General features: G+C 67.8%; 8 protein-coding genes. 2 read left to right on the top strand and 6 right to left on the bottom strand.

Features of this window, described 5'->3' with window-relative positions; translation table 11 throughout:
• Positions 1-116: 116 nt before the first annotated feature.
• The 3 genes from FHS47_RS14025 to FHS47_RS14015 are packed head-to-tail and all read right to left on the bottom strand — an operon-like array spanning position 117 to position 4,168.
• Positions 117-2,570 carry a TonB-dependent receptor gene (locus FHS47_RS14025; protein WP_167029053.1) on the bottom strand — a complete coding sequence of 818 codons (2,454 nt, stop codon included), beginning with the start codon at positions 2,568-2,570 and terminating at the stop codon, positions 117-119.
• 42 nt (positions 2,571-2,612) lie between these two features.
• On the bottom strand, positions 2,613-3,629 hold the full coding sequence (locus FHS47_RS14020; RefSeq protein ID WP_167029050.1) for a FecR domain-containing protein: 1,017 nt from the start codon (positions 3,627-3,629) through the stop codon (positions 2,613-2,615).
• Complete coding sequence (locus FHS47_RS14015; protein ID WP_167029047.1) at positions 3,626-4,168, bottom strand: sigma-70 family RNA polymerase sigma factor; 543 nt, start codon at positions 4,166-4,168, stop codon at positions 3,626-3,628. Before FHS47_RS14015 ends, FHS47_RS14020 begins: the two co-directional genes overlap by 4 nt.
• A gap of 235 nt (positions 4,169-4,403) precedes the next feature.
• Here FHS47_RS14015 and FHS47_RS14010 point away from each other — a divergent pair, with 235 nt between their 5' ends.
• Complete coding sequence (locus FHS47_RS14010; RefSeq protein ID WP_167029045.1) at positions 4,404-6,095, top strand: glycosyltransferase family 39 protein; 1,692 nt, start codon at positions 4,404-4,406, stop codon at positions 6,093-6,095.
• Between the two features lie 112 nt (positions 6,096-6,207).
• Here the strand turns inward: FHS47_RS14010 and FHS47_RS14005 are convergent, their stop codons facing one another.
• Complete coding sequence (locus tag FHS47_RS14005; RefSeq protein WP_167029042.1) at positions 6,208-6,831, bottom strand: YrbL family protein; 624 nt, start codon at positions 6,829-6,831, stop codon at positions 6,208-6,210.
• Between the two features lie 129 nt (positions 6,832-6,960).
• Here FHS47_RS14005 and FHS47_RS14000 point away from each other — a divergent pair, with 129 nt between their 5' ends.
• Positions 6,961-8,868: an LTA synthase family protein gene (locus FHS47_RS14000; protein WP_167029039.1), complete on the top strand. Its 1,908-nt coding sequence runs from the start codon at positions 6,961-6,963 to the stop codon at positions 8,866-8,868.
• Between the two features lie 64 nt (positions 8,869-8,932).
• Here the strand turns inward: FHS47_RS14000 and FHS47_RS13995 are convergent, their stop codons facing one another.
• Positions 8,933-10,546, bottom strand: coding sequence for an ATP-binding cassette domain-containing protein (locus FHS47_RS13995; RefSeq protein WP_167029036.1), 1,614 nt, complete (start codon positions 10,544-10,546; stop codon positions 8,933-8,935).
• Between the two features lie 125 nt (positions 10,547-10,671).
• A complete protein-coding gene (locus FHS47_RS13990) occupies positions 10,672-12,408 on the bottom strand; it encodes a response regulator (protein ID WP_167029033.1) in 1,737 nt (578 codons plus the stop codon).
• Positions 12,409-12,507: the final 99 nt, after the last annotated feature.

Here is a 12,507-nt window from a genome sequence, read left to right as displayed (position 1 = left end):
AGCTTTTTTATGTGCCATCCAGGCCCCTTGTGGGAGCCGCTTCAGCGGCGATGCGTGCTCGCGGCAAGCTTGCCCGCTGCCGCGGGATCGCCGGCAATAGCCGGCTCCCACAAAAATCAAAAGTCGTAGACGCCGGTGAGGAGTACCACGCGGCCTTGCCGGATCGGCACGAAGGTCTCGTCGAAATTCACCGCGTAGAGCGTGCGCGCGAAAAGGTTCTTCACGCCGAGCGTCACGCGCCAGTTCGGGCCGTAGCGCGAGACGTTCGTCTCCACGCTCGCCTGGCCGGGAATGCCGAAATATTGGCCGTCCGCACTCGTTCGGCCGAGGCTCCGGCTGCGCGCCAGCACGCCGGCCGCCACGCCCCACGGCTTCAGCGTTCCGGCGCCGAAGCGGTAGCTTGCCCATACGGCGGCCTGGTGCTTCGGTGCGCCGGTGGGGCGGGTGTCGTCGTTGTTGCGGATGCGCGCCTCGGTGAGGCTCGCCAGCACGTCCAGCCCAGGCGCGATCCGTCCCGCGAATTCCACTTCGAGACCGCGGTTGGTCTGGCCCGGCCCTGGCGTGGCGAAGAAGGGCGGTTCCGGCGATACCAGATCCACGCTGTGGTCCACGCGGATGCGGTAGAGCGCGGCGGTGAGCCGTGCGCGCTGGTCGAACAGGTCGAACTTGCCGCCGACCTCCAACTGCCGCGACGTGGCCACGGGCAGCGGCTGGCCGTCCTTGCCCAGCAACGGGTCGGGCTGGAAACCCGTGGACGTGTCGGCATAGAGCGAGACGTCCGGCGAGACCTTATAGACCACGCCCAATTTGGGAATCCAGCGCGACTCGTCCACGCGGCGCGGCGACCCGTCTTCCCAGCGCGTGTCCAGGCGATAACTGGTGCGGCGCAGGGCGGCAAGCACGTTCCAGCGGTCGCCGATCGCCACCTGGTCCTGGAAATACAGCCCGGCATTCGTCTGCCATGAACCGCCCAGGTGCTGCACCGTGGTGTCGAGCGGCGCGACGAAGGTTTCGAACCTTTTCGAGTAGGCATCCGTTGCGCGCAGGAAGGCGACCGGCCGCGTGACGATCACCGCATTGCGGTTGTCGTCATCTGCGAGGTCGCCTTCCTCGATGCTGCCGCTGCCGTTGTCGCCGGCGTGCGTGCGCGCCAGGTCGAGGCCCACGAGAACGTTGTGAGTGACATTGCCGTGGCGGAAGCTGGCGCTCAGGTCGTTCTGCCAGGTCCAGTACGTGCCGGAATAACGGAAGCTGCGGGCCACGGCATCCAGCGCACCGACGAAACCGGTGGAGAGGTACGACAGGCTGCGGCCGTCGCTGCGCTGGCGCACGTATTGCCCCTGGCTGTGCAGCGTCCAGTCGCCGCCGAACTCGTGTTGCAGTTCGAACACGGCGCGGCTCGTGCGAAAGCGGGAGACATCGTTGGGCTCGTCGCGCGCGCGCGTCGCGAGTGTGGCGGTGGATACCGTGGGCCCGAAGAGCACCGAGTGGTCCGGGCCGGGAACCCGGTTGTCCACGTATTCCAGGCCCGCCATCACGCGGGTGTTCGCGCCCTGCCAGGCGAGCGACGGCGCGAGGTACGCGCCGCGGCCCCCGCCATAGCCTTGCGGGGTTTTCTCGCCGCGTTGTCCGGCGGCCACGAGGCGATAGCTCAGTGCGCCGTCACGCGACGCCGCGCCCGCCAGGTCGACGCCGAGCCGGCCGCCGTCGTATTCGCCGAGCGAGTAGGTGAGGGTCCGCACCGGGTCCGTCTGCGGGCGCTTCATCACCACGTTGATCGAGCCGCCGAAATTGTTGTTCTGCGACGCGTCGCCCAGGATGGCTTCCGGCCCGCGCAGGACTTCGACGCGCTCGATACCGATGAGCGGCGGAAGATCTTCCGTGCGGGCGATGCCGTTGGGCATGCCATCGGTCAGACCGTGCCCGGCGTCGAACCCACGAATGAGGAACAGCGGCGAGCCACCGTAGCCGTCGACGTACTGCACGCCGGCTACATAGCGGGCAACGTCGCCGATATCGACGGCCTGCTGCGATTCGATCACCTCCCGTGTCACCACCGTGACCGATTGCGGCACGTCCGCCAGCGCCGTTTCCTGGCGCGTCACGGTGCGGGTGGTGTCGGCCTTGAAGCCGGTGTCGGACACCAGGCCCTGCACGTCGACGGTGGCCAGGGGCACGACCGTGGTGGGGTCGAAGGGCGCCACCGGGTCGGCGGGCACGGGGGTGGCGTCGTTGGCATTCTGCCGCTGCCGTACGACAACCGTGCGCTGGTCGTAGCGCTCGCGCTCCAGGTCGGTGCCCTGCAGCAGTTCGTCCAGGGCGGCATCGGGTGTGAGGACGCCCTGGGCACCGCCGGAACGCCAGTTGGCGATGGAACCGGATGCGGTGAGCACTTGCACGTTGGCTTGCTTGCCCCACGCGAGAAGCGCCGTGGCGAGGGGCTGCGGGGCGATGGCGAAGGCCATGGCGGGCGGGCCGCCTTCGCCGGAGGCCTCGGCTGCACCGGCGGCCCGGGCGACGAGGGCCAGCGCGAGCGCGCCGGTGAGTACGCGCCGACGCCCGCGAAGCATGTACTGCAAGACCTGCGGCCCCAGTCTGGTTTTTCTACGTGTTCAGCGCGGTCGGGCACCCCGCGCGGCGGTGGTCTGGCGTGCGAGCTCCAGTCGGTCGGGATAGGCGTCGACGCGGACCGGGAACACCCGCGGGAGCGCCGCTACCCAGCTGTCGATGGTATCGACCTGGACGGTGCCGGTAAACGTCATCCGGCCCAGGGACGGATCGGCGAGGCGAATGGGGCGGGCGCTGTAACGGTTCACGTTTTCTACCACCGAGGACAGCGGCTCGTTGACGAATTCCAGCCGATGGCCGCGCCAGGCCGTGGCGGTGGCCGGATCGACGTCCAGGATGCGCATGGCCTGGGTTTCCGGATCGAAGGACACCTCCCGGCCGGCGCCGAGTTCGACCGTGGCGCCATCGCCCTGGCCCGCCAGCGGCGAAACCCGCACCCTGCCTTCCGTGACCGCGACGGTCACCCGGTCGCCAGTGCGGCGCACATTGAACGCGGTACCGAGGTCGCGAATGCGCAACGGCCCCGCATTCACCACGAACGGGCGCTCGGCGTGGGCCACGCGGAAGAAGGCCTCGCCGGATTCCAGGTCGATGGCGCGCTCCTCGCGCCCGTAGCGTGCGGTGACCGACGTGGCACCGCCCAGTTCGATGCTGGAGCCGTCCGGGAGGTCGATGTCGCGATGGCCTGCGCGCTCGCTGGTGTACTGCTGGGGGGCGTCGGACAGGCCCGGGCGCAGTCCGAGGAAGAGACCCGCCCCGAGCACGACCAGGGCGACGGCGGCGGCCAGGCCAAGCACGAAGCGCGAAGGGCCACGGCGGGCACCGCGACCGGAGGCGAAGCGGCCTACGAACGCGCTACGTGTTGCCGCGTCCATGGTGGAGGCGGACTCGGCCAGGGCACAGGCACGGTCGAAAGCGGCAGCGTGGCGAGGGTCCGCTTCCAGCCATTCGCTCCATTGCAGGAGGGCCGGTTCGGGCAGGGCCGGATCGCGCAGGCGTGCCCACCAGTCGGCGGCGGCATGCTCGATCTGCCGGTCGAAGGAATAAAACGTGGCGGTCATTGGGGGGTCTCCGCGTGGTCGCGGCGTTGGCGGCAGTGCGCCAGGGCATTGCCGACGTGGTAACGCACCATGCGTTCACTGAGGTTCATCTCACGAGCTATGGCGGCGAAGTCGCGGCCGTCGATCACATGCATCACGAAAGCCCGGCTCGTCTTCGGCGGCAGTTCGTCCAGGGCCTGACGCAGGTCGCGCCACTGTTCGTGGGCCGAGGCGTGCTGTTCCGGCATGGGCGTGACGTGCCAGTCGTCGTTGTCCGGATCGGCCGGCGCAGCGGCCCGGACGTTGCGCATGCGCAGGCGGTCCACGGCCAGGTTCGCCGCGGCGCGGAAGAGGAAGGCGCGAGGCGAATCGATCTTCATGCCCTCGTCGAGCGAGAGCAGTTTGAGATAAACCTCCTGCGCAACCTCCTGTGCATCGGCCAGCGAGTTGAGCCGTACGCGAAGGAATGCGACAAGGGCCGCGTTGTGCTCACGGAACAGGGCGACCACCTGGGCCGCCCGCGTACCCGGCGGGGACGCGCCCGTCTCGGATGGATCCATGGTCTGCCTGACTGCGTTCATGGGGGCGGTAACTAATGGTCGCACGGTGGGAAATCGGCGCCCGTACGGGCAGGGACGAACGCCGATTTCCGCACCGGCGAAACCCTTAGACGTCCCAACCTCCGAAAATTGAAATGGGCACGTGCCGAATTCGCGCGACAGCCGCTAAGGAAACGGTAGGGCAGGTGACGTCCCGGTCCGTTAGGATGCGTCGATCATTCGACCAGACCCCGCCATGCTTCCCATCGACGAACGCTCATCCCGCCGCGAGTTCGGCTGGTTCATGCTGATCGCCCTGGTCGTGCTGGCGGCGGGCATCGGCCTGCGTTCCCCCTGGCCGCCCGATGAGCCGCGCTTCGCCCTGGTGGCCCGGCAGATGCTCGAATCCGGCCAGTGGCTGTTCCCCCACCGTGGCATCGAGCTGTATTCGGACAAGCCGCCCATGCTGATGTGGACGGAAGCCTTCTGGATGTGGCTCACCGGTGGGTGGCGGGGCGCCTTCCTGCTCACCTCGCTGCTTTCCGGCCTGGGCACCCTGGCCCTCGTCTGGCACCTGGGGCGCCGTCTCTGGAACGCCCGCGTGGGTCTGGTCGCCGCCACCCTGGTGCTGGCGACCGTGCAGTTCGTGGACGTGGTCAAGCACGCCCAGATCGACCCGCTGAATCTCTTCTGGATCACCCTGGGCAACACCGGCATCCTGCTGCACTGCCTGCGCGGCCCGAACTGGCGCATGTACTGGCTGGGCTGCTTCGCCGCCGGCCTGGGGGTCATCACCAAGGGCGTGGGCGTCATCGCCCTGCTGATGCTGCTGCCGTATGCGGTCATGCGGATGCGCCAGTGGCCCGGGGTCACCCGCACGCAAGGCGACGGCTGGCGCTGGGCGGGCGGGGCCGTGGCGTTCCTGCTCGCCATCGCATTGTGGCTGGTGCCCATGCTCACGGCCGCGTACGGGCTGCGCACGCCGGAATACATGGCCTATGTCCAGGACATCCTGTTCCGGCAGACGGCCGAGCGCTATGCCAATTCCTGGCAGCACGAGGAAGCCCCGTGGTTCTTCCTGCTGGTGATCCTCCGCCTGTGGATTCCCACCTGGCTGTTGCTTCCGTTCGTCGTGCCGGGCTGGCGCGCCTCCCTGCGGCTGCGCGACCCACGCGTGTGGATGCCGTTGATGTGGGTTGTGCTCGTGCTGGTGTTCTTCTCCATACCCAGCGGCAAGCGCGCCATCTACATCCTGCCCGCCTTGCCCATGCTGGCGCTGGCGATGGCACCGGACGTGTCGGCCCTGCTGAAGACCCGCTGGCTGCCGAGGGCGGCATTCTGGATCGCCGCTGGCTGCGCAGTCGTCTTCGTCGGGGCGGGCGCCTGGGCGCTGCTGAAGGCGCCCAAGGCGGCGCAGCGCATCGCTTCGGGTTACGAGCTGGCCGGACACGGCGCGCCGTTATGGTGGTGCGTGGTCGCCGTGGGCCTGGGCTTCCTCGTCGCGGCTGCCGTGTTCCGTCCCCGCCGTGGCGTGGCCGCGCTGCTCGCCGGCATGGGCCTCGCCTGGATCATATGGCCCGTAGGAACGTATCCGTTGCTGGATGCGAACCAGTCCACGCGCCAATTGATGCAAGAGGCGGACGAGCACATCGGGCCCGACGGCCAGCTCGGCCTCGTCCTCTGGCGCGAGGAATGGATGTACCAGGCACGTCGCCCGGTCGCGGAATTCGGGTTCGCGCGCGACGCCGCGGACCAGCTCCGCGACGGCCGGGCCTGGCAGTCCGCCGATCCGGCGCATCGTTGGCTGCTCGTCAACGAGGAAGCCCTCGATGCCTGCGTCGTCCCGGAGAAGGTCGTGCGGCTGGGGGTCGCGAACCGCACCACGCTCGCGCTGCTGCCGGCGGATGCGTCGAAACCCGGCTGCGTGCCCGGCGCTGCCGCACCGTAGGGAGCGCGCCCTGTGGGAGCCGGCTATGCCGGCGATCCCGCGGCAGCGGGCAACCTTGCCGCGAGCACCCATCGCCGCTGAAGCGGCTCCCACACATGGGCATCGAGCGCCGTCACGGCACCTGGGGCGCTTCCGCCTTCGTCCTCCGCACCATCCGCTCGTACTTCTTCTTCGTGCGCGATGCGTTGTGCGTACGGCTCATGGAGCAGTGCGGGATGATGTTCTTCTCGCCGAAGCCGTCGATCATCACCAGGCGCGGTCCGCCGCGCGAATCCTCGCCGTACACCACGTTCCATGCATGCAGGTCGGCGGCGATGGTGTTGTGCGAGAGCAATCGCGCATAGAAGGCCTCCAACTCGGCCTGGGTCTTCCCGGTGAACCCTTCGGCCTTCACCCAGTCGTGCAGCGTCGGTGCGAGCCCGCCGTCGGGTGCGCGCACCTTCTCGACGATCTGTCCCAGGCCGATGTCGGTCATCTCCAGCCCAACCACGCGGGCGATGGGGGAAGTAGCGTAGCCCCCGACGTAGATGCCCGTGACGTATTCGCGGAACTCGCGGACGAAATCCTTGTAAGGCCCGCTGCGCGCCATGCGGCGGTACCAGGGGGCCTTGTTCCAGCGCTCCTCGATGGAGCCGCTGGCGATCACCTTGATCAGCAGATCGGCATCATCCGGGTGCTGGTACACCTCACGGACGTGCCCGGTGGCGATCGGCGTGGCCTCGGCCAGTCTGAACATCGTCGGTCCTCGCGCGGCGGCCGAAAGGCCCCCGTAAGTTGTCTGGAAGACCGGCAGTGTAAAGTCTCAGGGCTGTAACATGCGTCTTCCACGCGTGGCGGCCGCCGCGCCCACCCTGGATCACTCAACGTGCGCAAGCTTACCTGGCGCTTCATCGTCGCCGCCCTCGTGTTCCTGACCCTGTCCCGTGTGGGGCTTTCGCTGTGGCAGTGGACCCGCGTCCACGATGCGGGCGGCCTGTGGCCGATCCTCCTGGGCGGCTGGCGCATCGATCTGTCGCTGGTGGCCATGATCGTCGCCTGGCCCGCGCTGCTGTCGCCCTGGCTCGGCCATCGCGCCTGGCCCACGCGCATCGCCGCGTGGTGGTTGCGCTTCTGGTGGCTGGCCTTCGTATTGCTGGAAGTGTCCACGCCCCAGTTCATCGTGGAATACGACACGCGTCCCAACCGCCTGTACTTCGAGTACCTGACCAGCCCGAACGAAGTGCTGGCGATGCTTTGGCACGGCTACAAGTTGGTGGTGGCCGGTGCGCTCATCGTCTTTGCGTTGGTCGGGTGGGTGGGCTTCCGCCTGTTGCCCACGCGTCGTCCCGACCCTGTGCCGATGCGCGGTTGGCTGCGCCCGGTGGCGACGGTGCTGGCCTTCGTCGTCCTCTTCCTGGCCGGCCGCGGTACCTTGCAACATCGTCCGTTGAACGCGTCGCAGGTGGCGTTCACCAACGACGCGATGGTGAATGCGCTGCCGCTCAACTCCCTTTACAGCGTGCTCAACGCCGCCATCGCGCTGGGCAACGAACGTTCGGCGTCCGCCGTGTACGGCAAGATGCCCGAAGCGGAGATGCAGTCCATCGTGCGCGCCACCGCCGGTTTCGAAGGCGCGCCGCTCGATCCGCAATACCCGAGCCTGCATCGCCAGCAAGCCACGCGCCAGGGCGACAAGCCGCTCAACCTCGTCATCATCCTCGAGGAAAGCCTCGGAGCGCAGTTCGTCGGCAGCCTTGGTGGCGCGGGCTACACGCCCGAACTCGACAAGTTGTCGAACGAAGGCTGGTGGCTCGCCCGCACGTACGCCACGGGCACGCGCAGCGCGCGCGGCCTGGAGGCGGTGACCACCGGGTTCCTGCCCACGCCGGCCGAGGCCGTGCTGAAGCTTCCGCGCAGCCAGCGCGACTTCTTCACCCTCGGTGCGCTGCTGGATACCTTCGGCTACCACACCCGCTTCCTCTACGGCGGCGAGGCGCATTTCGACAACATGCGCTCGTTCTTCTTCGGCAACGGGTTCAACGAGGTCGTCGACCGCGCCACCTTCAAGACGAAGCCGGCCTTCGTCGGCTCCTGGGGCGCGTCCGACGAGGACATGTTCAACGAACTGCACCAGCGCCTGCTCGACGACGGCGACAAGCCGACCCTGACCGTCGCCTTCTCCGTATCCAATCACACGCCGTGGGAATATCCTGCCGGCCGCATCAAGCCGGAAGGCGATCCGGCGAGCAATGCAAATGCGGTGCGCTACGCCGACTGGTCCATCGGACAGTTCTTCGCCAAGGCGAAGCAGTCGCCGTACTGGAACCACACCGTGTTCCTTGTGGTGGCCGATCACGACGCGCGCGTATTCGGCGCCAGCCTGGTGCCAGTGCGCCACTTCCATATCCCGGCGCTGATCATCGGCGCCGGCGTGCCGGTGAAGAAGGACGATCACATCGTCAGCCAGGTGGATCTCGCACCGACCCTGCTCTCGCTCATCGGCATCAGCAGCGAACACCCGATGCTCGGCGCCGATCTCACCCGGCATTACCCTGACCGCGCCATCATGCAGTACGGCGACAACTACGGTTATCTGAGCAACGACACCCTCATGGTGTTGCGCCCGAACCAGCCTGCCGCGCAGTACCGCTACACGGTGGAGGGAGAGAAGCTGGAACCGGAGGCCGTGGACCCTCAGCTCGAAAAGGTGGCCTTGGCACACGCGCTGTGGCCCAGCTGGGCCTATGGGCACCAGCGATACCGCCTCCCGCAGGCCATCGGCAAGAAGGACTGAGCGCCGCCGGCCCCAGCACTGCGCGACTACCTCGTGCGCAACCTGCGACTCGGCGGCAAGGGCCTCACCATGGCAGGAGCCGCCACCCCTGCGGCGTTGGTGACAGCCGGTCCGTGAGGGCGAGCCGGTCGAGGAACGCCTCGTCGTGCGATACGACGACGAGCGTGCCTTCGTACTGCATCAGCATGGCCTCGAGGGCCTCGAGCGAAGCGATATCCAGGTGGTTGCCCGGTTCGTCGAGCAGCAGCAGCTCGGGCGGCGGGTCCGCTACCAGCGCGTGGGCGAGGGCCGCTTTCAGGCGCTCGCCGCCGCTGAGCGAACCTGTCGGTATACCGATCTTCTGCGCGTCCAGGGCCAGCAAGGCAAGGCGCAGACGCAAAGTGTCTTCAGCTACCGAAGGCGCGGCCTCGCGCATTTGGACGATAAGTGGACGTGCCGGATTCAGGGTGGCAAGGCGCTGATCGAGCCAGGCAACGCGAACGGGCACATCGATGCTTCCGGACAAGGGCGCGATCCTCCCTGCGAGCAGGTGCAGCAGCGTGGACTTGCCGCTTCCGTTCGGCCCTGTGACACCGATGCGCTGGCTTCCCCTGAGCACCAGGTCGATCGTTCGCGCGCCGCCACGCACGTGGGGGAGCACCACGTCCTGGAGCATCGCGACACGCTTGCGGGCAACCCGAGCGGTGCCGGGTACCAGCAGCGTGGGTGCCACGTCCTCGTTCACGCGGCGTGCCGCGTCAGCCACCTTGGCCGCAAGGGCTTCGCGAGTCGCTTCCCGCTGCTGCTCCAGCTTGCCGGCCGTCGCTTCGCTGCGGCTCTTCCTTCCGCCGAGCATGATGCGCGGAAGGTTGGCGTCGCTGGCGTCGCGCCGTCCGCGCGCCTGCCGCCGCGCCTGTCGTTCCTGCTGTTCGCGCATCGCCTGTGCGGCACGTTTCCGTTCGAGCTTGCTCGCATCCAGCGATCGCTGGGCAGCGTCCCGTTCCTGGGCGTGCATTTCCGCATAGAACGCGTAGCCCCCGCCGTAGCTGCGGAGCCCCTGCGGCGAAAGTTCGACAATGCGCGCCATGTCGCCGAGCAGTTCGCGGTCGTGGCTCACGACCAACAATCCACCCGTCCACGTGCGAAGCCAGCGTCGCAGTTCGCTTCGCGCCTCGCGGTCGAGGTGGTTGCTGGGCTCGTCGAGGATCAGGTAGTCGGCGCCACACAGACGTGCGCCGAGCAGGCCGACACGCATGGCTTCGCCGCCGCTCAGCGTATTCGTTCGCGCATCAGGAGCGAGATGAGCGAGCCCCTCGGCCTGCAATGCATCGAGCAGGCGTTCGCGCGTGTCCCAACGCTCGTCCACGACATCGAAGTCGCGTTGATGGCTGCTTCCCGCTTCGATTCGTGCCAACGCCGCAATGATCTCGCCGACACCGGCAAGCTCGGCCACCGAGTTCGCGGCGTCATCGGCGGCGCGTTGCGCCAGGTAATAGGTGGTGCCGCCCCGCCCGATCCGGCCGCGCGCAGGCGCGGCCTGTCCGGCCAGCATGCGTGCAAGCGTGCTTTTGCCCACGCCGTTGCGGCCGACGAGCCCCGTCGGGCGTTCGTCGAACGATTCGTGGAGATCGGAGAAGAGCGTCCGGCCGTCCGGCAGGACACAGGCGACGCCGTCGAGCGTCAGAAAAATATTCGTCATGCGTTCTTCCAGTCATGCCACACGGTCTCCCAGGATGGGGAGAGTTCGTTGTCGGCCCGAAGATCGGGCGCGGGCACTACTGGCGCATCGGATGAATACCTCGTTGAATGATCTACGAAATCATACTATGGCATCACCTGCTCCACCATCCGTGCCAAAGCTGCCTGCGAATAGGGCTTCGCAAGGCGCGGCAGGTCGATCTGCGGTCCGGCGGGCAGGTCGGCGTAGCCAGTGGCAAGCACGATGGGAAGCGTGGGATACCGTTCGCGCAGCCGGATGGCAAGTTGCGTGCCGGTCATCTGCGGCATGGCGTGGTCGGTGATCACCAGGTCGACCGCGGCTTCCTCGATCAGGTTCAATGCCTCCGCGCCGGAACGCGCGGCGACCACGGCGTAGCCTAAGTCTTCCAGCATCTCCACCGTGGTGGCGCGCACCAGCTCGTCGTCGTCGACGGTAAGGATGCGAAGGGTCCGCGTCGTGGGAATGCGGCAGAATGAGGGCGCGGCAACGGGCGAGGCAGGTGCGGCGGCCTGGAGCGCTGGGGCGGCCGGAAGCCAGATTTCCGCCGTGGTGCCTTCGTCCTCCTTGCTGCGCATCACCAGTGCGCCGCCGAGCTGTTCGGCCAGGCCGTGCACCATCGACAGGCCCAGTCCGGTGCCCTTGCCCACGCCCTTGGTCGTGAAGAAAGGCTCGATTGCGCGATTCAACGTGGCTTCGTCCATGCCCGAACCCGAGTCCGACAACGACAGGCGCACGTAGTGTCCGGGGCGAACGGGTCCATCCGTGTTGCGGACCCACTTCTCCGCGGTGGAGATGACAATGGTGCCGGCACCGTCCATCGCGTCGCGCGCGTTCACGGCCAGGTTGAGCAGTGCCGATTCCAGCTGGTTGACATCGGCCTCGACGGGAGGGACGTCGGGGGCGAATCGGGTCTCGATCACGATGGTGCCCCCGAGCGAGCGCTGCATCAGTTCCTTCATGCCCTCGACGAGCGCACGCAAGTCCACCCGCTCGGCCTTCAGTTCCTGCCGGCGCGCATAGGCGAGCATGCGCCGCGTCAGTGTGCTGCCGCGTTGTGCCCCGGCCATCGCGTTGTCCAGCAGGCGAAGCAGCAGCGGGTCCTGCGGCATGCGTTCGCGCAACAGTTCCAGGCTGCCGTGCACGGCCATCAGCAGGTTGTTGAAGTCGTGCGCGATGCCACCGGTGAGGTTGCCCAGCGCCTCCATCTTCTGCACCTGCATCAGCGCCTGTTCGGCCTTGCGGATGTTTTCCTCGCTGCGCTCCAGGGCGGCGGTGCGCTCGGCCACCTTCGCCTCCAGTTCCTCGCGGAAGCGCCGCTCGCTTTCGCGTACCTCCGCTTCGGCGAGCACGCGCTGGGTCGTTTCCACGACGATGGCGATGACGCCGGCCGGCTTGCCGTCCTCGCCCAGCACCGGCGAATAGTCGAGGTTCATCCAGACCGGTTCGGGTGCGCCGTGCCGGACCAGGGTCAGTTCCTGGTCCTTGTAGGCCAGGGTGCCCCCGGCCAGCCCCACCCGCATCACGTTGTCGTTGAAGTCGGCGACCTCGGCCCAGCCCTTGCGGACTTCCGAGCCGAGCAGCGACGGGTGACGGCTGCCCGCGAAGACGGAATAGGCGTCGTTGTAGATCATGATCCCCTTCTCGCCCCACAGCAGCACCAGCGGCACGGGTGAAAGCAGCAGCAGGGCGGTAACCGTGCGCAGGCTCTGCGGCCAACTTTCGATCGGCCCGAGCCCGGTGGCGGTCCAGTCGAACGCCCGGATCAGCGCCCCGGCCTCGCCACAGCCGTCGAGCCATGCAAGATCGCGGTTATCGGCTGGGGGGCTGCTCGGGGGCGTCATCGTGTCGATCCGTGCGAGTGGATGGCGGCTGGAGTGTATCCAGGGCAGATGTGACGAAGACCGCAACGCCTGACGGGTTCGTTAAGGATGCTTCGAGCG

Origin of the sequence: Luteibacter sp. SG786 (genome assembly GCF_011759605.1) — a bacterium.
GTDB lineage: Bacteria > Pseudomonadota > Gammaproteobacteria > Xanthomonadales > Rhodanobacteraceae > Luteibacter.
Note: the sequence above shows the minus strand (reverse complement) of the source record. Positions and strands in the feature narration are given on the sequence as shown.